This is a genomic window from Pradoshia sp. Z5_111 (assembly GCF_058267535.1).
Genome location: NZ_JBZCPQ010000008.1, coordinates 51,643 through 73,333, shown reverse-complemented (window position 1 = coordinate 73,333; position 21,691 = coordinate 51,643). Strand labels below are relative to the sequence as shown.

Annotated in this window: 17 protein-coding genes; 12 read left to right on the top strand and 5 right to left on the bottom strand. The window is 37.9% G+C overall.

The window, feature by feature from the left end:
• Position 1: 1 nt before the first annotated feature.
• The 3 genes from AC4D4A_RS15645 to AC4D4A_RS15635 all read left to right on the top strand — a co-directional run bounded on the left by AC4D4A_RS15645 (position 2) and on the right by AC4D4A_RS15635 (position 1,992).
• A complete protein-coding gene (locus AC4D4A_RS15645) occupies positions 2-382 on the top strand; it encodes an HIT family protein (protein ID WP_490996739.1) in 381 nt (126 codons plus the stop codon).
• Between the two features lie 450 nt (positions 383-832).
• On the top strand, positions 833-1,624 hold the full coding sequence (locus tag AC4D4A_RS15640) for an aminoglycoside phosphotransferase family protein (protein WP_490996738.1): 792 nt from the start codon (positions 833-835) through the stop codon (positions 1,622-1,624).
• 194 nt (positions 1,625-1,818) lie between these two features.
• Positions 1,819-1,992, top strand: a complete 174-nt coding sequence (locus AC4D4A_RS15635; RefSeq protein WP_490996737.1) for a hypothetical protein — start codon at positions 1,819-1,821, stop codon at positions 1,990-1,992.
• A 390-nt stretch (positions 1,993-2,382) separates the two neighbouring features.
• Here the strand turns inward: AC4D4A_RS15635 and dhaK are convergent, their stop codons facing one another.
• Entirely contained in the window at positions 2,383-4,140 is a 1,758-nt protein-coding gene (dhaK, locus tag AC4D4A_RS15630) for a dihydroxyacetone kinase subunit DhaK (RefSeq protein ID WP_490996736.1), read from the bottom strand.
• Between the two features lie 176 nt (positions 4,141-4,316).
• Between dhaK and dhaS the strand changes: the two genes are divergently transcribed.
• Complete coding sequence (gene dhaS / locus AC4D4A_RS15625) at positions 4,317-4,874, top strand: dihydroxyacetone kinase transcriptional activator DhaS (protein ID WP_490996735.1); 558 nt, start codon at positions 4,317-4,319, stop codon at positions 4,872-4,874.
• Positions 4,875-4,893: 19 nt separating this feature from the next.
• Positions 4,894-5,892, top strand: a complete 999-nt coding sequence (gene dhaQ, locus AC4D4A_RS15620; protein ID WP_490996734.1) for a DhaKLM operon coactivator DhaQ — start codon at positions 4,894-4,896, stop codon at positions 5,890-5,892.
• A 149-nt stretch (positions 5,893-6,041) separates the two neighbouring features.
• On the opposite strand, the gene AC4D4A_RS15615 is transcribed toward dhaQ, so the two are convergent.
• Positions 6,042-7,133, bottom strand: a complete 1,092-nt coding sequence (locus AC4D4A_RS15615; RefSeq protein ID WP_490996733.1) for a GntR family transcriptional regulator — start codon at positions 7,131-7,133, stop codon at positions 6,042-6,044.
• 330 nt (positions 7,134-7,463) lie between these two features.
• Here AC4D4A_RS15615 and AC4D4A_RS15610 point away from each other — a divergent pair, with 330 nt between their 5' ends.
• The 6 genes from AC4D4A_RS15610 to AC4D4A_RS15585 all read left to right on the top strand — a co-directional run bounded on the left by AC4D4A_RS15610 (position 7,464) and on the right by AC4D4A_RS15585 (position 16,751).
• Positions 7,464-9,074: a xylulokinase gene (locus AC4D4A_RS15610; RefSeq protein ID WP_490996732.1), complete on the top strand. Its 1,611-nt coding sequence runs from the start codon at positions 7,464-7,466 to the stop codon at positions 9,072-9,074.
• Between the two features lie 22 nt (positions 9,075-9,096).
• Positions 9,097-9,792 (top strand): L-ribulose-5-phosphate 4-epimerase, encoded by a 696-nt coding sequence (locus tag AC4D4A_RS15605; RefSeq protein WP_490996731.1) that lies wholly within the window; start codon positions 9,097-9,099, stop codon positions 9,790-9,792.
• 33 nt (positions 9,793-9,825) lie between these two features.
• Complete coding sequence (gene araA / locus AC4D4A_RS15600; protein ID WP_490996730.1) at positions 9,826-11,244, top strand: L-arabinose isomerase; 1,419 nt, start codon at positions 9,826-9,828, stop codon at positions 11,242-11,244.
• Between the two features lie 411 nt (positions 11,245-11,655).
• A complete protein-coding gene (locus AC4D4A_RS15595) occupies positions 11,656-13,050 on the top strand; it encodes a sugar porter family MFS transporter (protein WP_490996729.1) in 1,395 nt (464 codons plus the stop codon).
• Positions 13,051-13,254: 204 nt separating this feature from the next.
• A complete protein-coding gene (locus tag AC4D4A_RS15590) occupies positions 13,255-14,130 on the top strand; it encodes a spermine/spermidine synthase domain-containing protein (RefSeq protein ID WP_490996728.1) in 876 nt (291 codons plus the stop codon).
• A gap of 239 nt (positions 14,131-14,369) precedes the next feature.
• A complete protein-coding gene (locus AC4D4A_RS15585) occupies positions 14,370-16,751 on the top strand; it encodes a polyprenyl synthetase family protein (RefSeq protein ID WP_490996727.1) in 2,382 nt (793 codons plus the stop codon).
• An 88-nt stretch (positions 16,752-16,839) separates the two neighbouring features.
• Here AC4D4A_RS15585 and AC4D4A_RS15580 read toward each other — a convergent pair whose 3' ends face one another.
• From AC4D4A_RS15580 to exaC, 3 genes are all read right to left on the bottom strand, one after another.
• Positions 16,840-18,336, bottom strand: a complete 1,497-nt coding sequence (locus AC4D4A_RS15580) for a peptide MFS transporter (protein WP_490996726.1) — start codon at positions 18,334-18,336, stop codon at positions 16,840-16,842.
• A gap of 200 nt (positions 18,337-18,536) precedes the next feature.
• Entirely contained in the window at positions 18,537-18,905 is a 369-nt protein-coding gene (locus tag AC4D4A_RS15575; RefSeq protein ID WP_490996725.1) for a DUF779 domain-containing protein, read from the bottom strand.
• A gap of 22 nt (positions 18,906-18,927) precedes the next feature.
• On the bottom strand, positions 18,928-20,448 hold the full coding sequence (gene exaC / locus AC4D4A_RS15570; protein ID WP_490996724.1) for an acetaldehyde dehydrogenase ExaC: 1,521 nt from the start codon (positions 20,446-20,448) through the stop codon (positions 18,928-18,930).
• Positions 20,449-20,739: 291 nt separating this feature from the next.
• On the opposite strand from exaC, the gene rbsK reads away from it, so the two are divergent.
• A complete protein-coding gene (gene rbsK, locus AC4D4A_RS15565; protein ID WP_490996723.1) occupies positions 20,740-21,654 on the top strand; it encodes a ribokinase in 915 nt (304 codons plus the stop codon).
• The last annotated feature ends 37 nt before the right edge of the window (positions 21,655-21,691 follow it).

The following is a 21,691-nucleotide window of genomic DNA, read 5'->3' as shown; positions in this document are numbered from 1 at the left end:
AATGAAGGAATGCCCATTTTGTAATCCTGATTCAATAGAACTGCAAAAAGTGGTTATAAAAAATGAACATTGTATGTTCCTGCAAATGCCTCAAGAAGTATTAGTCGGTTCAGGAGTAATAGTTCCTATAAAACACCGAGAAACAGTATTTGACTTAACAGAAAATGAATGGTCAGCGACCTATTCATTACTCCAAGAAGTGAAAGATTTACTGGACGAGACATATCGACCTGATGGGTACAACATTGGCTGGAACTGTAATGCAATTGCAGGCCAACATATCATGCACTCACACCTACATATTATTCCTCGTTTTAAAGATGAACCCTATGCAGGCAAAGGACTTAGACACTGGCTGAAAAGTTTAGAGAATAAGAGATAATAGAACTGATCAGAGCCTTACTTATCTAACGAAAGTAAAGGAGAGTTATTTATGAAGATTTACTGGTTATTAGTGTTTTTAATACTTATCATTTGGTACAGAGTATCTTTACAATATTTCGAACCAAGTTGGTGGTCTATCTTTTCTTCGAGCCGTTCAACGCATACACCTATGATGGAGCAAGTTTCTTTAATTAAAGCAACTTTTATAGCACTTATATTCTTAGCTTTGGCATCTCCTGTGCGTCAAATAATCCAAAAACGTAAGTAGCCATGTTTATAATTCATATAGAAGTGGAATTCTTACCTAAACTCTCAGGGCGTTGATCTTAAGAAGGATTAATGCCTTTTTGTGTTGAATTCCTTATGGAGGTAGAGAAGCAGGAATGTTGAATAATAGGGAGAAACTATACCAGAGGCAAACTTTATAATATTGAGGAGTATTTGTGAAATGTCTAAATACGAAGATGAAGAAATTCTAACTGGAGGAAATGTCTCAACCGTATATCGTTTAGGAGATACCGTTCGAAGAGATTTAAAGCCAGACAGTACAAAAATTCATAAGTTATTATTGCATTTGGAAAACACAGGATTCATTTATGCTCCTAAATTTTTAGGCATTGATGAAAAAGGTAGAGAGATTTTGTCATATATAGAAGGAAAAGCTGGTAATAATCCTTTAAAGGATTATATGTGGTCTGATGAAGTTTTAAAAGAAATAGCTCAGATGCTGCGTCTCTACCACGATTCAGTGAGTGATTTTTTAATTGAAGAAGATTGGAAGTCGATAGATAATACTCCGCAACCATTCGAGGTGCTTTGTCATAATGATTTCGCTATATATAACATTATCTTTAATCGTAAACGACCGGTAGGGATAATAGATTTTGATGTTGCTGGTCCTGGACCGAGACTCTGGGACATTGCCTATACCCTTTATACTTGTGTTCCTTTAAGTAGAATTTATCAATCTGAAACAGGTGAAGAAGTTATTTATAATGTCTTAGACCACGCTATGAAAATAAAACAAAGAGTAAAATTGTTTTTTGAATCCTATGGAAAGGAATTGGAAGAAGATTTTTTGGAAATGGTATTGTTGCGATTACAAGGGCTATGTAAGACGATTGAAAGAAAAGCTAAAGAAGGCGATAGTAATTTTCAAAAAATGATAGATGAAGGACACCTTGAACATTATAAAAAGGATATCAAATTCATTCGTGAACACGGAAAAGAGTGGATTTAAAGAGGAAAAAGTTGGAATTGCTAGGGGGCAAAATAAGACCTAATAGACCAAGAAGGATTAATGTCATTTTATGTTCAATAACCTATAGAGTAGAAGGACAAATATGTGAAGAAGAACTCGATATAAATTCACAAAATGTTACAATTCAAATAAGATAGTCCTCGAAAAATAAGGGAAAAAAGGAAGTGATTGGTATGTCCATTGGAATTCTTGCGCTTGTAACTATGACAATATGGATTATACAAATTAATGAGTTCAATAAACCTGAAGAGAAACAAGATAATAGAAAAACAATAGTCTTAACTTCCTGTGGGTGTTTGTTAACAACAGTTTTGACCGTCCATCTTTTGCAAAATTTCATCGCATAAGGTAGTAGTTCTTTAATAGTGTTATAGCACTTATATGGAGGTGTTACCGTTGAATGAGGATAAAGATAAGCGTAACAAAAGTAAGATAGACACTGAGGATGGTTGGAATAGAACCGTTTATGGAAGTCCGACAATAGGAGGAATAGTCGTAGTTAGTGCCATTGTTCTATACCTATTATTTAAATAATATTTATTAAAGGTGTCTAAGTTGAACAAGGATGATCAAAAGAAGGTCCTTTTAATTTTCCTTTTTACAATCCTTCGAAAATAGCCCTCTCAACTGAAGCTGCTTTATTATTCTAAGACTAAATGATAAATAAAGAGCTGCACAGTTGCAGCTCCTTAGAGTGGTTAGGTTATAAGAATTGTGTAGTTGGCAATCAATATGGTTTATTTTAGACTGCTGGAGAGCTCCGTGAAAATAACTCCAAGTCCATAAGCTCCAGCATCAGGATAACCCAGACTTCTTTCACCAACTGTACCAGCACGTCCCATGCGGGCGACGATTGTTTCTGTATATTTAGCGCCTTTAACAGCAGCTGCTGCCCCTTTTTCAAAGGCAGTTTTAAAGTCTATGCCTGCTTTTGCGCACTCAGACCAAGAGTCAGCACATGGAACTAAAGCATCAATCAGAGTTTTGTCACCGACGACTGCACCTCTGCCAAATGAACGTTCACCAGTTACTTGTATTCCTTTAACAGCTGCCTGTAATAGGTTTGCAAATTCCTCGATCGTTAATTCATTTTTATCGCCTGCGGCTTTGCCGGCTGCACGGAATGCAGAACCCCAAATTGGACCGGACGCTCCACCGCAATATTCCATAATGACCATCGAGCATGCATCTAGGAATGCTCCAATAGTTAATGGTTCCTGATTTAAGATAGAACTCCATTCTCGTTTCAATTGCTTAAATCCTTTAGCAACGCTCATACCAAAGTCTCCATCGCCGGCATGAGAGTCAAGCTCGCAGAATGGTATCTCATTGCGGATAATGACTTCGCTCATTTTATCAATGAGATAGATAATGTTCTCTAAGGAAAGTACATCATCTTGGATTATAGCGTATTCTTCACTTGTCTCTGTATTGAATGAAACGCTTCTTTCTTCAATCTCATCAACAGGGTCAGTATACTGAACACCCTCAACAGGTGCATCCACTTTAAATGCTGCAGCAGAACATTCGCTTGATAATAATGATTTCAGCTCATCATCAAGCTTCATAATTGTCAAGGATACTCCAGCCATATCAATACTTGTCATATAATTGCCGACAAAGGTTCTATAAACATGAATATTTCTGTTACTCATTTCTCTCATAACCGAATTGTTAAATAAATAGAGTTCTTGAAGTGGAGTACCTCCGAAGCCATTTACAAGAATAGCAATATCAGATGATTCATCCCCATCTATTCCAAAATCCTTTAGCAGATCATCTATCATTTGTTTAGCCAACTCATCTGCAGAAATCAATTTTTCTCTTCTGATTCCTGGTTCTCCATGAATACCGACACCGTATTCGATTTCATCTTCTTCTAATTTGAATGTAGGAGTTCCTTTAGCAGGAACGGTACAGGATGTAAGAGCTGCCCCGATGCTTTTTACATTTTCTGCGGCTTTTTCTGCAATGGCTTTTACCTGCATAAGGTCTCTGCCTTCTTCTGCAGCTGCCCCGGCAATTTTATGAACAAGTACAGTTCCTGCAACACCGCGGCGTCCTACAGAATACAGACTGTCTTCTACAGCTATATCGTCAGCTACTCGAACATATTCAACCTGGATACCATCCTCGATTGCCAAGGCAGCACCATTTTTAAAGTTCATGATGTCACCGCTGTAATTTTTAATAATCATCAGGACCCCTTTTTGACCGGCAGCTGCTTTGATTCCCTGATACACTTGTATTTGTGATGGTGAAGCAAACACATCCCCGCATACTGCAGCATCAAGCATACCTTTTCCGACAAAGCCAGCATGTGCTGGTTCATGCCCACTGCCTCCCCCGCTAATTAGGCTCACTTTGTTCTCATCTATTACTCGCTTCTTAATAATTTTATATTTCTTTAGAAACTCGAGTTCCGGATGTGCCATGATTAATCCATTAGCCATCTCCATTACGAGGTTCTCAGGTTTATTTATAATCTTTTTCATTTGTATTGCCTCCTGTTTCTATTAAAAATTGGTAGTCTTGCTAAATTTATTCATACTGTTAACAGTATAATGTAAGCGTTTTAAAGTAAACGGACAAATAATCGTATTTGTCAAAATAGCCGTAATTATATCATTTTTGTATAATTAAATTACAATTTTAATAGGGAAGGTAACCCATGACCTCATCGATTATCACAAAAAAAATAATTGCAAAATCATTAAAAGATTTAATGGTAACTGAACCTTTTCATAAAATTTCGGTTAGTGACATTATGGTAAACTGTAAGATGCGCAGGCAAACATTTTACTATCATTTTCAAGATAAATTTGAATTGCTTGGCTGGATTTATAAAGAAGAAACGAAGGAAAATATTACAGATTTCATTGGATATGAAAAGTGGGAGAACATTTTTAATTTGTTATTGGAATACTTTAGTCAGAATCGGCGATTCTATCAAAATGCATTTAAAGTAGAAGAGCAAAATTCCTTTAATGAATACTTATATGAACACACAAAGAATTTGTATCTTGAGATTATTGCTAAACGTTTTGACGGAAGCGGATTAATGATTTCTAATGAAAGGAAAGAATTAATGGCTTCTTTTTATAGCTATGGGTTTGTAGGGATAATTAAAGAGTGGATTGAGAAAGATTGCACACTCGAGTCTTCCACGATGTCATCCTTGATGAAATATATGATAACTGATCAATTACTGCCATTCTTGCAGGAGTGAGCAGCGAGAGGAAATAAGAATGAAAAAAATAATTAATGATGTTCAGCATTCTGTAAGCGACATGCTGGCTGGATTTTGTTTTGAACATAAAGAAAGGGTTTCTTATGAGCCCAAGCATGGTATTGTCTATCGGAAGGATTTAAAAGAGATTAGCGAAGAGGTTGTCATCATAAGCGGAGGCGGCAGCGGACACGAACCGGCTCATTATGGATATGTAGGGAATGGAATGCTCTCCATTTCGGTTAATGGAGAGATTTTCACTCCGCCAACAACTGAGCAAATAGTAGCCGCCATTCGGATGATTGATAAAAATAAGCGTGTTTTGCTCATCATCAAAAACTTTAAAGCGGATTTAGAGAGTTTCTTATTGGCTGAATCCATCGCCCAAAAAGAAGGCTGGACTGTTGATCATGTCATTGTAAGTGATGACGTCTCCATTGAAGACGACAATTCCTTCAATAAGCGGAAACGTGGTGTGGCTGGTACTGTGTTTGTCCATAAAATAATTGGAGCTGCTGCACGTGAGGGATATTCTCTAAACGAATTAAAGGAAATTGGCCAGTCTGTCATCAGTCATTTACATACATTGGGAGTTGCGCTTTCACCGGTAACCCATCCTGAGTCAGATAGAAGTTCATTTATACTACAGGATAATGAAGTATTTTACGGTATCGGGATTCATGGTGAAGTAGGATACCGGAAAGAAGAATTTCATTCCTCTGAAATATTAGCCATAGAGCTTATGAATAAACTTAAAAGTCTTTACCGTTGGAAAAAAGGAGATCAATTTGCTATTTTGGTGAATGGGTTAGGAGCTACACCGCTGATGGAACAGTATATCTTTACTAATGATATCCGGCGTTTATGCGAGCTGGAAGGCTTGGATATTAGATTTGTGAAGGTTGGAAACCATTTAACTTCCCTTGATATGAAAGGCATTTCATTAAGCTTACTTAAAATAAAGGATCCTGTTTGGGAAAAATGGTTAAAAGCAAAGGTGGAAGTAGCTAACTGGTAGTTAAGATTTGATTAGTGCACAGTCACATACGTATATAGGAGAAATAGAGTAAAGCCCTGTTCATGCTCGGGTATCATAACGAGCATAAACAGGGCTTCTTTTATTAAGTAATTTAGTAACGCCATATAAAATATATTCATAACTATTGCTTAATGTACCTCTAAATCTTTTACTGTTTCTCCTTCAATCAGCACTGGCTCATAGTAGGTTTCGTTTGGTAAATCTCGTTTTCCTTGCAACTTCTTAATGAGCCAATCAGCTGCATCACGTCCCATTTGTTCCTGTGGATGGGTTAATGTTGTCAGTGCAATATTCGCGTTTTTGGCAATATAGGAATTGTCCTGCCCAATTATTGATAATTTCTCTGGAATTGAAATATTAAGCTGTTTACACACATTTGCTACTTCTAAACCAACTTCATCGTTATAGCAAACAATCGCTGTTAATAGTTGAATATTTTCCTCTAAAAATTTCTTCAAGCTTGCTGATAAATTGGGCTTTGTTTCTGTATCGAATGTAAGTACATGCTCAGGTCGAAATCCTAATTTTGCTTCTCCAAGCGCTTTTATATACCCCTTCATTCGATATTTTCCTTGCAGGTCATCTGATTTTGATATTAGCCCGATTTGTGTATGTCCCTTCGAAATTAATTCCTTTGTTGCGAGATAACTGGACTGGACGTCATCAAGACAAAGAAAGGGAACACTTAATTCTTCATAATAAGCATTAATCATAATGAATGGAACCTCTTGTTCTTTGAATGACAGGTAATAAGAGATATTTGGATTATATAGATTGCTTTTTGTAGGCTCTATGATCAAGCCGTCCACTCCAAATGACAGCATCATTTCCAAAGCTTTTTTTTCCTGTTCGACATCATTATTTGTACTGGCTAATAATAACGAATAATTCTCTTCATTTAATCTACCCTCAATCCCTCGAATAATGGAGGGGAAAATATAATCAGAAATGTAGGTTGTAATGACTCCGATTGTTTTAGTGTTAGATTGACCGCCTGATTTTGCTTGATATTGGTTACTGACATAAGTGCCGGACCCTTTTTCACTTCTTAAAAATCCCTCGTTTGATAATTCTAAAATAGCTTTACGAACTGTTTGTCGGCTCACTTCGTATTTTTCTTGGAGGGAAGCTTCAGTAGGGATTTGGTCACCAACTCTATAATCTCCCGAAAGAATCTTGCTTTTTATTTCATCAATGATGACCTGATATTTTGGTTTCATTTATTGCTCACTTCCTTCATTGGTGCTCTTGCACTAATTGATTGATTCGAAATAGTTGTATGTACATATTTTACTTTGAATTAGTAAGAAATAAAATAAGCAATCTAATTCTCTTTTATAAGTAACATCTTTAATTATTTCTTTTAATAGTATACCCAATATATGGTTTTGTGGGTCTTGATTGAAATGTATGAGAATCAGTAATGTTAAATTTGTGTGTACTAATTATATATCAGTTGACATTTGTACGTACAAATTAATATAATCGAGTTAACAAATAGAAAGCGTAATCATTCTGAATATTGGAACCGCTATCAGATGGGGGTTTATATGAAAAAGAACAAAGCAAACATACAAGAGGCGATTACTAGGGGAGAGACTTCTCTTGGGATTGAGTTTGGTTCTACACGTATCAAGGCAGTGTTAATTGATCATAGTTTTGAAACGATTGCATCCGGAAGCTATGAGTGGGAAAACCGCTTAGAGGGTGGTTTTTGGACATATAGCCTAGTAGATATTATTACTGGACTGCAAGCGGCGTATCGTGAGATGAAGCAAGAGGTTGAAAGAAATTATGGGATAACGATTCGGAAGATTGGTTCTATTGGAATCTCAGCCATGATGCATGGATATATGGCCTTTGATCATACTGGCGAATTGCTTGTTCCGTTTCGTACTTGGCGTAACTCAACAACGAGTGCGGCAGCTAAAGAATTGACTGATACATTTAAATTCAATATCCCAGAACGATGGAGCGTTGCTCATCTTTATCAAGCCATCTTAAATGAAGAGAAACATTTGCCGCGTATTGATTATGTTACGACTCTGGCAGGTTATATCCACTGGTTACTGACTGGTAATAAAGCAATCGGTATTGGAGATGCTTCAGGTATGTTTCCGATCGATGAATCAACAAAGGATTACAATGAATCGTTGGTTAAGCAGTTTGATGAATTAATTTCCACGAAAGGCTGTCCTTTGAGCCTGAAGGAAATTCTTCCTAAAGTTTATCTTTCAGGAGAACAAGCTGGTGAATTGACTGAAGTAGGGGCCAAAATTCTTGATCAATCACAGAATTTACAACCAGGTATTCCGCTTTGTCCGCCGGAAGGTGATGCCGGTACAGGAATGGTTGCTACAAATAGTGTGAGAAAGCGCACTGGTAATATTTCAGTAGGAACATCAGTCTTTGCCATGATTGTACTGGAAAAAGAACTCTCAAAAGTGTATCCGGAAATTGATTTAGTAACCACACCTGATGGCAGTCCAGTAGCGATGGTTCATGCTAATAACTGCTCGAGTGATTTAAATGCCTGGCTGAAATTATTCCGTGAGTTTTCTGAAGCAATGGGCCAAAAGATTGAAACGGATCAATTATATGAAGTGATGCTGAATAAAGCATTGGAGGCTGACCCGGATGCTGGCGGATTGCTGAGCTATGGTTATTTATCCGGTGAGAATATTACAGGATTAGAAGAGGGGCGACCGCTATTCGTCCGACCTCCTGATAGTCAGTTTAATTTAGCCAACTTTATGAGAGCGCATCTTTTCACTGCATTTGGCGCTTTAAAAATTGGAATGGACATTATGACTAAAAAAGAAAGTGTCGAAATTGACGGCATTTTGGCTCACGGCGGATTATTCAAAACACCGATTGTAGGTCAAAAAATCGTCGCAGCTGCCATTGATGCACCAGTATCCGTTATGGCAACAGCCGGAGAAGGCGGTGCGTGGGGAATGGCTATTCTGGCTTCTTACATGAAGAACAAAAATGAGAAGGAATGCCTGGAAGAATACCTTGACCAAAAAGTTTTTTACGAGGTTGATAGTCAAGAAATATATCCGGATCAATTTGATGTTAAAGGCTTTGAGAAATTTATAGAGCGATATAAAAAAGGTCTCGTAATTGAGCAGGCAGCTGTCGATCATTTGATTTTATGAGTCCAAGTTTGGAGGGTTTCAAGTGTTAGAAAAGTTAAAAGAGGAAGTATTTGAAGCAAATTTAGAATTGCCCAAGCATGGACTCGTCAAATATACATGGGGAAATGTAAGTGCAATTGATCGTGATAGTGGCTTATTTGTCATCAAACCGAGTGGTGTTGATTATAAGACGATGAAGCCAAGTGATATGGTGGTTGTTGATTTGGATGGTCAGGTGGTTGAAGGGGAATTGAATCCTTCATCGGATACAGCGACTCACGCAATACTTTACAAGCATTATTCAGAGATTGGCGGCATTGTGCATACCCACTCAACCTGGGCGACCATATGGGCTCAAGCAGGTTTAGATGTTCCGGCGATGGGAACTACTCATGCCGATACGTTCTATGGTTCCATTCCATGTGCACGGTTTTTAACTCAAGAGGAAGTGGATCGTGGGTACGAAGTGGAAACTGGAAAGGTAATTATCGAAACATTTGAAAAACGTGGGTTAGATATATTGGCAGTTCCCGGTGTTTTACTTCATGGACATGGACCATTTACTTGGGGCAAGGATGCAAAAACAGCAGTTATGAACAGCGTGGTTTTAGAAGAGGTCTCAAAAATGAATTTATTTACACGCGAATTGAATCATTTTGCTGAGGAATTGCCACAACGTATTTTAGATAAGCACTATCTACGTAAACATGGGAAAAATGCCTACTATGGGCAAAAATAATACAAACTATCAAACTACGAAAAGAGGATTATTATGTCTAAAGTAAAAGAGTTTTGGTTTGTCGTAGGTTCACAGCATCTATATGGGGAAGAGGCACTGGCGGAAGTTAAAGCACACGCACAAACGATGACGGATGCCTTAAATGAAAGCGGTATATTACCCTATCCGCTCGTATTGCAGGATTTAGCTGTAAGTGCAGATAAAATTACAAGCATTATGAAAGAAGTGAACTATCGTGATGAGGTTGCGGGCGTAATAACCTGGATGCACACCTTCTCACCTGCAAAGATGTGGATTCGCGGAACAAAATTATTACAAAAGCCATTGCTTCATTTAGCAACGCAATTTAACGAAAGTATTCCATGGGAAACCATTGATATGGACTTCATGAATCTGAATCAATCAGCTCATGGTGATCGTGAATATGGATTTATAAATGCGCGTTTGAAAAAGCAAAATAAAGTTGTGGTAGGTTACTGGAAACGTGCTGAAGTCCAAAAGCAAATGGCAGAATGGATGGATGTAGCGGTTGCCTATAACGAAAGCTTCAATATAAAAGTTGCTCGTTTTGGTGATAACATGCGTAATGTTGGAGTAACCGAAGGGGATAAGGTTGAGGCTCAAATTCAATTTGGATGGACTGTTGACTACTTTGGTATAGGCGATCTTGTTCAATATGTGAATGACGTTAAGGAAGAAGAAGTAGAAGATTTAATTGCTGAGTATGCGGAACTATATGAATTTGATTATGGCACGTACAGCAAAGAAGATTGGGAAAAGAGCGTGAAGGTACAAGCAAGCTATGAAATTGCGATTAAGCGTTTCCTTGATGATGGTGGTTACAATGCCTTCACAACTAACTTTGAAGACTTATATGGCATGAAGCAGCTTCCTGGTCTTGCGGTTCAACGTTTGATGGCACAAGGATATGGCTTTGCTGGTGAAGGGGATTGGAAGACAGCGGCCCTCGATCGCTTACTTAAAGTGATGAGCCATAACCAATCAACTGGATTTATGGAAGATTACACTTATGAACTGGCTGTTGGAAAAGAAGCTGCTCTTCAATCGCATATGCTTGAAGTCGATCCTACATTAGCTTGTAACAAGCCAAAAATCGTCGTATCTCCATTAGGTATTGGTGATCGTGAGGATCCAGCTCGTTTAGTATTCGATGGTAAGGCAGGAGATGGTGTTGTTGTTTCAATGGCTGACTTTGGTACGCAATACAAGCTTTTGATTAATGAAGTTTCTGCCTTTGAGCCAACTGTTGAAGCACCTAACCTTCCAGTTGCCCGTGTACTTTGGGAAGTGAAGCCAAACTTCCAGGATGGGGTTAAAGCTTGGATTGAGAATGGCGGCGGTCATCATACAGTTGTTTCATTGAATCTGACAACAGATCAAATCATCACGTATGCAAAGCTTGTTGACTTAGATTACGTAGTTATTAGGTAATGTTTTTATCCTCCAAGGGGGCTTATGCTTCCTTGGAGGGTAATATAGTATCCGGAAGATAGAATAAGCTGCTTTTATTTGTAAGCGTGTTCTTTGTTTATATGAATGAAAGCGTTTAAGATGAAGAAATAAAACGATATGTTTATGGATTCATTATATTTGGCGTAAAGATGGCCAAATCCTTTTCATATCTAAAATCTTCATAAGTTAAGTAGAGTTATCTCTAAAATTTAATAGGAACACCAACTTTCATGTAAGACAAGCTGTGAACGTAAATATTCTATTAAAAACTTACTGGTAAAATAGCATTTTTGCACGAACTGAAAACGCTTTAAATATACTGAAGCTATCAATAGCTTTAGCCGTGGGATTTCTAGCAATATATATTTGCACCTAGTGGAGGGAACAGACGTGGTTAATGAAAAGAAAATCTCAAGTCGCTTTATTTATTTCTTTGGAGCTTTTGCCGGCATTCTTTTTGGTTATGATATAGGTGTTATGACGGGGGCATTGCCTTTTCTAGAAAGTGATTGGAGTCTAGAAGGAAAAGCTACGGCTATTGGTTGGATTACCTCTTCGGTAATGTTTGGAGCTATATTTGGAGGTGTCGTGGCTGGTCAGCTGTCTGACCGTTTAGGACGACGCAAAATGATTTTAATATCTGCTGTCATTTTTGTTTTGGGGTCCATATTGTCAGGAATAGCCCCTCATGATGGAATACTATTTTTGGTTGTTTCTCGGATGTTTTTAGGACTGGCTGTTGGGGCTGCTTCTGCTTTGGTTCCAGCTTATATGTCGGAAATGGCGCCTGCACGATTGCGCGGTCGTCTCTCGGGAATAAATCAAACAATGATCGTTTCTGGAATGTTGCTTTCATACATTGTTGATTATCTATTGAAAGACCTGCCAGAAACTATGGCATGGAGAATGATGCTTGGTTTGGCTGCAGTACCTGCTATCATTTTGTTTTTTGGAATGTTGAAGCTACCTGAATCACCAAGATTTCTAATTAAGAATAATAAATTTGATGAAGCTCGTAAGGTATTGGGCTATATTCGTTCAAATAAAAAAGATATTGATGCTGAAATAAAACAAATTCAAGAAGCTGCAAAAGAAGAAAAAACGGTAAGTCAGAAAACGTCTTGGGGAACTCTCTTAAGTGGTAAATACCGTTACTTGGTCTTTGCGGGTGTAGGTGTGGCTGCTTTTCAACAATTCCAGGGTGCAAATGCCATCTTCTATTACATTCCTTTGATTGTAGAAAATGCAACAGGCCATGCAGCCAGCTCCGCGTTGATGTGGCCAATCATTCAGGGGATTATCCTTGTAATAGGATCATTAGTATTCCTGGTCATTGCTGATAAATTTAAACGCCGTACTTTATTAACAGTAGGCGGAACTATTATGGGACTATCCTTTATTTTTCCAGCAATCTTAAACATACTAATTCCTAATGTAAATCCGATGATAATGGTTGTTTTCTTAAGTATCTATGTAGCATTTTATTCATTCACATGGGCTCCTTTAACATGGGTCATAGTTGGAGAAATATTCCCGCTAGCCATTCGCGGGCGTGCGTCAGGATTAGCATCATCATTTAACTGGATTGGTTCTTTCTTGGTCGGATTGCTTTTCCCAATCATGATTGCTTTTATGCCTCAAGAAGCTGTTTTTGCCATCTTCGGTGGTATTTGTTTACTGGGAGTCCTATTTATACGGACATGCGTCCCTGAAACTCGCGGTCGCAGTTTAGAGGATATAGAGAAAATTGGAGAAAGTAAACAAGCTAAGGTGAAAAGTGCATAGTAAGTAACATAATTACTTGCTTATCGAATTACAGTAAAGCTATACAGTAAGCAGTCCTTGATTTCTATACAGGAATCAGGGACTTTTTTATTCATTCATATATCTGAAGTGCCTATGTTTACTTAAAGGGAATTCCAGTTTCATTGCCCCATCCCGATTTTTTCGCTATTATTTTACTATAACTCAACGAATACAGGTGAAGAAATGAAACCGAATGATGGAGTAAAAGAAGATAATTATAAGGTATTCGCATTGCTAAGCAATTATTTGAATAAGGCGCCCGATTTTGTTGATAGGGAAGAGATAAATGAGATTGTTCAGTATGGCGTATCTTATGAGCATGCGTTTGCGGTCATTTTAGCGGCTGCTTTTGGATTGGATATTGTGGATAAGACGGATGATAAGGATCTATTCAACAATTACTTTAATGGAATGTTTTATAAACTGGATGAAAAGGAATATTACGAAAACCCTTATTTTAAGAATATCAAGATCCCAACGTTGAAGATTGGTAATAGTGAACTAAAATATGAAAAGTATAAACCGTTTGAGGGGTTTGTATGCAATGATATTGTCAAAACAAAAGAAGGTAGGCAAATCCCGCAAATCGGTTTTTTTGAAACAGAATTTGAGTATCCAGCTATTTTAGAAAACGAAAGAATATGGATGACGGTAACGCCTAATGAAATCGAAACCATGAAAGAACCGATTGAGCAGGCGTTTGGAAATGTACTTACATATGGGTTGGGACTTGGTTATTATACCTATATGATTTCTGAAAAAGAGAATGTTGACAGCATCACGGTAGTTGAAATGAATGAAGACGTGATTAACCTGTTCCAAACATATATATTGCCGCAATTCAAAAACCATCAAAAGATTAAGATCATTAAAGCCAATGCCTTTGAATATGCTCAAAAATCAATGGCCAAGGGTCAATTTGACTTTGTTTTTACAGATTTATGGCATGATGTTTCAGATGGGATTGATATATATTTAAAAATGAAGTTATTTGAAAAAAGATGCCCAGATACGATATTTACCTATTGGATTAAAAAATCAATTAAATGTTATTTATAAAACATGCATGAGAAATCCTCTTTCAAAGTTTGAAGGGGGATTTTTATATTTAGTAAAGGTATGTTTTTCCTGACGAGTATATATAAATAAGACGTTGGGCAGGGGCGATAATCGTTCACTGAGAAATAGGTCAAAAATACCACATTGATTATTTTAGCTTTCTGCTTATAAAGATGTTACTTTTGTAGTAAGCGAGTTGGAAATCGTCTAACCAAAAGAAACAAGAGGTAATTGAACTTATGAATGAACAGGTCATAAATAATAGCAATACATGTTATGCATTGGCTGAGGAGAAGGCTGAAAAGTATTTTGAATCCTTGCATGCGCAGGTTAATGAGAAGAGTTATATCGATGCATTAACGAAAGATATTCAATCGTGGAAGCAGAACCATATCCGTCATCGATCCTTAGCTTCCCTTTTTGCTCATAAAAATAAAAAACCAACAAATAAGGAGTATCATCAGTATATAAGCTGGTTGAATAAGAGAGGGAAACTGGAGCAGTATCTTCACCGAAGTATTTCATATATCTATCTGAGAGATTTGGGCAAAGCCCTGGACAAGCCTGAAACGCAAACTAAAATTAAACAAGTCGTGGATTCGCTCATCACTCAATTGGTTACAGATAAATTTGAAGAAGCTGGTGAGATTGATTTGTTTAGTACGCATGGTTTGTACAGATGGGGTCAAAAGGAGAATATCGAGTCATCTGTCATCTGGCTATTCGACAAGCTAAAAATCGTGTCATCCTCTATACCGAATGGGATGGATGCTGAAAATGCCCAACGTAAATTAATTAAAATCATAGGTGGAGTTATGATGCACGTTAGGGAAGAAATGGGCTCTGATATTTCCTCGGAGGAACGGGCACAGAAGCTTGATGAAGCCATTCGGTTAGGGTATTCCTATGGTCTGACCTATCCATTTATAGATGATTTACTAGATGCAAATGTTTTATCCGATGAGGAGAAAAAGCAGTTTTCAACTATTATTAGAATGACACTTATAAATGGGACAGTCCCAGAAATTGACGAGTGGTCTGGTGAAAATGAAAATCTCATTCGGTTTATTCATTCAGAACTGAAGGAAGCATTCGAGTATATTAAAGGTTGCCAAAGCCCAGAAAATGCTAGAATATTTTTCGACCAGGCGTATGTGTTTTTTCATTCACAGGAAGTAGACCGAGTTAAAGAGTTAACATATGAACAATACACCAATGAAGATTTGTTTATTCCAATCATATTAAAATCATCTTCTTCACGATTGATTGTTCGTTCTGTTATTAGTGCACCGGAGGATGAAGGGTTTAACAAACGCACGTTTTACTATGGAATATACAATCAATTGGCAGATGACTTTGCGGATTTATTTGATGATATGGATGCAGGAGCGGTCACTCCATATACGTATTATCTAACCTATCATGATAAGCGTCCAGACCTTATTAACCCATTCGAATTATATTGGACGGTTATTTTCAACTTAATTCATCATGTATATGATTCTGATCCTCATGCTTGTGAGGTCATACTGGATCGAGCAATCAATGGCCTAAAAAGAAATAAAGAACGATTAGGTGCTAAGCAGTATGATGAATTGATGAATTTATTAACAGCAAATATGCTGACATTTAATCGCCTTATCCAAACGATGGTTCAGAAAGCTGATGATGTAGATTTCTTTGATAAATTGCTCCGGGATCATATCCTTTCCAATATGAGAAAGGATCGTCAGGAGGAAAGCGAATTTGCTAACACAATAAAGAGTATTCGTCAGGAGATTAATCAATATCTGCCTATTAATCAACTAGAATCTGCACTTTCGACGAATGATCCAATCATTGATGCGGCAAATTACAGTCTTGAAGGTGATGGAAAGAGGTTAAGGCCAATCGTGACCTGGATGATGGGAGTCAGGGAGTATGGGCTGGATTCTACAGCGATTGTGCCGCTTCTTAAATCCCTGGAATATATGCATACTGCATCTCTTATTCTCGATGATCTGCCATCTCAGGATAATGCGCCTATTCGAAGAGGCCGTGCTACCTTGCATACGGTCCATAATACAGGAATAGCAGAAATAACTTCAGTATATCTTATTCAGAATGCTATGAAGGAACAAGCGTCACTGAAACAATTTGATGCTGCGTCTGTTCTACAGTTAATTCGATATTCATCCCAGGTAGCTATGGATATGTGCAGAGGGCAGGCGATGGACTTGGAATCGAAAGGGAAAATGCTGACTTTAGAGGAATTAAACACTCTTTCCTTCTACAAAACAGGAATCGCATTTGAGGCATCACTCATTATGCCTGCGATTCTTGCTCAAGTAAGGGAATCCGAGATAGAGAAGTTAAAAAAATTCGCCCATCATGCCGGAATCGCATTTCAAATTAAAGATGACTTGCTTGATCTGGAGGGGGATGACCTTTTACTTGGAAAACCTGTCGGACAGGACAAAGAAAATAATAATTCTACGTTTGTATCAGTCCTCGGCAGGGAGGGTGCTCGTAAAGTAATGTGGGATCATTACTGCTATGCTATGGAAGCTATTGTACAGATTTCACCAAAGAGTTCATTTTTAAAGCACTTATTGAATTATATGGTGAACAGACAACGCTAAAGTGATTGTCTGTTCGCTGCCTTATAGTAAAAAACATCCAGAACATAAAAATGCCCCCGGTTGTAAAACCAGGGGCATTTTATTATTTTTATTTAACGCCTCTCATATATTTTTGGATGGTTGGTGAGATGAAGTAAATAATAATTGAACATAGAATTGCGAATCCACCGATTAATCCAAAATACAGGAGTTCCGTTTCCGTACTATAAAGTTTTACAAGCTGTGCATTTATGGCCTGTGCAACAGCACTTGCGAGGAACCATAGGCTCATCGTTTGAGCGGAGAATGCAGCAGGTGCCAATTTAGTTGTAGCAGATAAACCAACAGGAGATAGACAAAGCTCTCCAAGTGTGACGATTAGGTAGCTCAATATGAGCCAATAAGGACTAACAAGTGAGTCACCGCCACTTAGGTATCCTGGTACAAGCATCACAATAAATGATAGACCCGCTAATAGCAAGCCAATTGAAAATTTTCTGGAAGTTGAAGGCTGTCTATCCCCAAGCTTCATCCATAACCAAGCTGCAACTGGTGCAAAGATGATTACGAAGAGGGCAGGCATTGCCTGTAGCACACCAGGTGCGATTTTAAAACCTAACAAAGTTAAATTAGTTCTCTCTAAAGCATAAATATTCAGTAAATTAGAGCCTTGCTCATAAATAGCCCAGAATATAACTGCTGACAGGAATAATGGAATATAGGCAAGTAATCTTGACTGTTCTTCTGCAGTTGTTTTAGAGCTTTTGTACATCCATACAAAGTAAACGACTGGTATGATAACTGCCAAAATCGTTACGAGTAAAACAAATCGATCAATGGTTAACCAACCGATTGAAATCAGGGCATAGAAAAGGACAATTAATAGAGCGATTGTCACCCCAAAATAAAGAGCAAATTTCTTTTTGCCTTCAGGGCTTAATGGATTAGGTGGCTGTGTTCCAATGGTACCCAAATTTTTCTTTTTCGTAATAACAAATACGATTAATCCAAGAAACATACCTACAGCAGCAGCTGAAAAACCTGCATGGTAGCTATCGTAATGTCCGCGTAATCCTTCTACAACAAATGGAGCTATAAAAGCACCTAAATTAATTCCCATATAGAATATACTGAATCCGGAATCCCTGCGATTGTCGGCCTTTGTATATAAGTCACCAACAACACTGGAAATGTTCGGTTTTAGCAATCCGGTACCAATGATAATTAAGAACATACTGGCAAAAAAGGCTTCAGCCCCGAGCGGCAATGCGAGAACAACATGGCCCAGCATAATAAAAACTCCACCGTAGAATACGGTTCTGCTTGTCCCAAGTAAACGGTCCGCAACCCATCCACCGATAATACCTGATAGATAGACTAAAGATCCATAAATGGCAGCAATGGACATGGCTGTGGTTTGATCAAAGCCCAGTCCGCCCTGGCTAACTTCAGCGTATAAGTAGAGGACCAGGATGGCGCGCATTCCATAATAAGAAAAACGTTCCCAAAACTCAGTGAAAAATAATGTGAAAAGTCCTTTAGGGTGTCCGAAAAAACCTGTGTTCGGAATGCCTGGAACACCCGACTGTTTGTTTAATTTAACCAAAAATTCTCTCTCCTTTAGCATGATGTAGTACAATATACCATTTTATTTTAGATTAACTAAAAAATCAAAATTGAGAGACTATAATTTTGCTAATTTAATAGAAATATGTCGAAAACTGTAGATTACAGTGGAAATTAAAGGGGAATCAAAAAATAAATAGAAAATGCCCCCAAAGTTATGCTAACTTTAGGGGCATTCTTCTAGGCTTCTATTTGATTTTTTAGTCTTACATATTCTTCATCAGTGAATACTCGTGATTTCGTAATGAAATGACGATCTTCTATACTATCAAGTGAAAAGGCTGCTCCTCTTCCATCAGTAGCATCCAGGATTAATTGAGTATGTTTCCAGTACTCATATTGCATCTTATGGATATAAAACGGCGTTCCTCCAATGGAACCGAGGTATACATCAGAATCCCCCGTTTTAAAATCACCTTCCTTATAACACATGGGAGCAGATCCATCACAGCAGCCTCCGGATTGGTAAAACATAATAGAGCCGTGAGTCCTTTTTAATGAATCTATTAATTGAAGTGCCTCTTTGGTTGCTACGACACGTTCTACCATTTTTAGAGTCGACACTCCTTTTTTAGAAGAAACCTTGAGCATTTTTATCATAGCTTACTAACAAACATTTTGTTTGTTGGTAATGATCCAACATCATAGCATGGTTTTCACGGCCGATCCCGGATAATTTGTAACCGCCGAAAGCAGCACCAGCTGGATATTGATGATAGGTGTTTGTCCATACGCGACCAGCTTGAATCGCACGGCCGGCACGGTAAGCAAGATCTCCACTGCGGGACCATACACCGGCACCTAATCCGTACAAGGTATCATTTGCAATTTCCATTGCTTCGTCAAAATCTTTGAAAGTCGTTACACTAAGAACTGGGCCAAAGATTTCTTCCTGGAATATACGCATTTTGTTATGACCTTTGAAAACAGTTGGTTTAATATAGTTACCATTTTTAAGACCTTCACCAAGGTCATTTTCTTCTCCGCCAATTAAGCATTCAGCACCTTCTTCTTTGCCGAGTTTAATGTAGGATAAGATTTTTTCTTTCTGTTCATTAGAAGCCTGCGCACCCATCATAACTTCTGTATCTAGTGGGTTGCCAATCTTAATCGCTTTCACACGCTCTAATGCACGTTCCATAAATTTATCATAGATTGATTCCTGGATTAATGCACGGGAAGGGCATGTGCAAATTTCACCGGAGTTTAGAGCAAACATCACTAAGCCTTCGATTGCTTTATTTAAAAATTCATCATCTTTATCTAATACATCTTCAAAGAATACGTTAGGTGATTTACCGCCAAGCTCCAATGTAACAGGAATAATGTTTTCAGTAGCATATTGCATTATTTGGCGTCCCACTGCTGTAGAGCCAGTAAAGGCAATCTTCGCAATACGTGGATTTGTTGCAAGTGGTTTCCCTACCTCAATACCAAAACCATTTACGACGTTCAGAACACCCGCTGGGAGTATATCCTGAATTAACTCAACAAGAACCATAATGGATGCAGGAGTTTGTTCAGCTGGTTTTAATACGATGCAGTTACCCGCTGCCAATGCCGGGGCAATCTTCCAGACAGCCATTAGAATTGGGAAATTCCAAGGAATAATTTGACCAACAACTCCAAGCGGTTCTTGGAAGTGGTAAGCTACTGTATCATTATCTAATTGTGTAGTTCTTCCTTCTTGTGTACGAATGGCACTTGCGAAATAACGGAAGTGATCAATTGCCAAAGGAACATCAGCATTCAATGTTTCACGTACTGCTTTCCCATTATCCCAAGTCTCAGCTACTGCGAGCATTTCCAGGTTTTCTTCTAAACGATCTGCAATTTTATTTAAAATACGTGCACGTTCAGCAGTAGAAGTTTTCCCCCAAGCTTCTTTTGCTGCATGTGCTGCATCTAATGCTAATTCAATATCTTCAGCAGAAGAACGAGCAGCCTTTGTAAAAACTTCTCCAGTTACCGGAGATTTATTTTCAAAGTATTGACCTTTAACAGGTGCAACCCATTTTCCGCCAATAAAGTTATCGTATTTCTCTTTGAAATGCACAACTGCGCCTTCTGTATTTGGATTTGCATAAATCATGTTGATATCTCCCCTATGTTCGTATTGAAAACTCTTAAATATAAAGTTTTGATGCCACTTTGGAATAAAAATACACCAGTAAAGCGTTTTCTATACTATTATTTGTCTAATTTGATAAAATTTCAAATAATATGACTATGAATATAAGAGAAGAGAAAATTTTATTTTGGGGTAGGATGTTAGAATACATTTATTACAATCTTTCTTCCGAAAACGTCCTATCCTAGTATCAGTGCTAAAATAGTCTGTAGAATCTTCTCTTTGATGAGAAAAATAAGGAGGTAAAATACAATGGATATTGCGGTTATTGGATCGAATAATGTCGATCTTATTTCCTATATTGATAGAATGCCAGAACAGGGAGAAACGCTTGAGGCACCTAGCTTTTCAATGGGGTGCGGAGGAAAAGGGGCCAACCAGGCCGTGGCAGCTGCAAAACTGGGCTCAAAGGTAATGATGGTTACGAAGGTAGGCGATGATATTTTTGCCGATAACACCATCCAAAATCTTGAACGCTATGGAATTGATACAGAATTTACAAATAAGGTTCCCGGAAGCTCCAGTGGGGTTGCACCAATCTTCGTAGATCCAGATTCTCATAATCGCATTTTAATCATTAAAGGTGCAAATAAATATCTTTTACCAGAGGATGTAGATAAAGCAGCAGATAAGCTTAAGACATGCTCTTTAATTGTGCTTCAATTGGAAATTTCCCTTGAAACCGTTTATCGGGCGATAGAATTTGGAAACGAGCACGGGATTCCTGTTATCTTGAATCCAGCGCCTGCTGCGAAAAATTTAGATTTTAACTATGTATGTAAATGTGACTTTTTCGTTCCAAATGAAAGTGAACTGGAAATCTTGACCGGAATGCCTGTTTCAACGGTTGAGCAAATTAAAGCTGCAGCAGCCAGTCTGGTAGATAAAGGAGTTACAAATGTCATTGTAACGATGGGAAGCCGTGGAGTAATGTGGGTAACCAAAAGCGGTGCTCATACGGTAGATTCATTTAAGGTAGAAGCTGTTGATACGACTGGTGCAGGAGATGCGTTTATTGGCTGTTTTGCTCATTATTATGTACAGAATAAGGATGTATTACAATCGATTAATATGGCAACCGCCTTTGCAGCATTAAGTGTCACAAAACGAGGCACTCAAAATTCTTACCCAAGTGTCGAAGAAGTTAGCCTATTTTTAAATAAATAAATGTCATAAGCAAGTTTTTTATTGTAGTTTGATAAAT

Bases quoted from the DNA above. Each gene is read 5' to 3' on its own strand.
- exaC (WP_490996724.1), bottom strand. From the start codon at position 20,448: ATGATTTATGCAAATCCAAATACAGAAGGCGCAGTTGTGCATTTCAAA.
- dhaK (WP_490996736.1), bottom strand. From the start codon at position 4,140: ATGAAAAAGATTATAAATAAACCTGAGAACCTCGTAATGGAGATGGCT.
- AC4D4A_RS15645 (WP_490996739.1), top strand. From the start codon at position 2: ATGAAGGAATGCCCATTTTGTAATCCTGATTCAATAGAACTGCAAAAA.
- araA (WP_490996730.1), top strand. From the start codon at position 9,826: ATGTCTAAAGTAAAAGAGTTTTGGTTTGTCGTAGGTTCACAGCATCTA.
- AC4D4A_RS15615 (WP_490996733.1), bottom strand. From the start codon at position 7,133: ATGAAACCAAAATATCAGGTCATCATTGATGAAATAAAAAGCAAGATT.
- AC4D4A_RS15575 (WP_490996725.1), bottom strand. From the start codon at position 18,905: ATGGTAGAACGTGTCGTAGCAACCAAAGAGGCACTTCAATTAATAGAT.
- AC4D4A_RS15635 (WP_490996737.1), top strand. From the start codon at position 1,819: ATGTCCATTGGAATTCTTGCGCTTGTAACTATGACAATATGGATTATA.
- AC4D4A_RS15590 (WP_490996728.1), top strand. From the start codon at position 13,255: ATGAAACCGAATGATGGAGTAAAAGAAGATAATTATAAGGTATTCGCA.
- dhaQ (WP_490996734.1), top strand. From the start codon at position 4,894: ATGAAAAAAATAATTAATGATGTTCAGCATTCTGTAAGCGACATGCTG.
- dhaS (WP_490996735.1), top strand. From the start codon at position 4,317: ATGACCTCATCGATTATCACAAAAAAAATAATTGCAAAATCATTAAAA.
- rbsK (WP_490996723.1), top strand. From the start codon at position 20,740: ATGGATATTGCGGTTATTGGATCGAATAATGTCGATCTTATTTCCTAT.
- AC4D4A_RS15640 (WP_490996738.1), top strand. From the start codon at position 833: ATGTCTAAATACGAAGATGAAGAAATTCTAACTGGAGGAAATGTCTCA.
- AC4D4A_RS15585 (WP_490996727.1), top strand. From the start codon at position 14,370: ATGAATGAACAGGTCATAAATAATAGCAATACATGTTATGCATTGGCT.
- AC4D4A_RS15610 (WP_490996732.1), top strand. From the start codon at position 7,464: ATGAAAAAGAACAAAGCAAACATACAAGAGGCGATTACTAGGGGAGAG.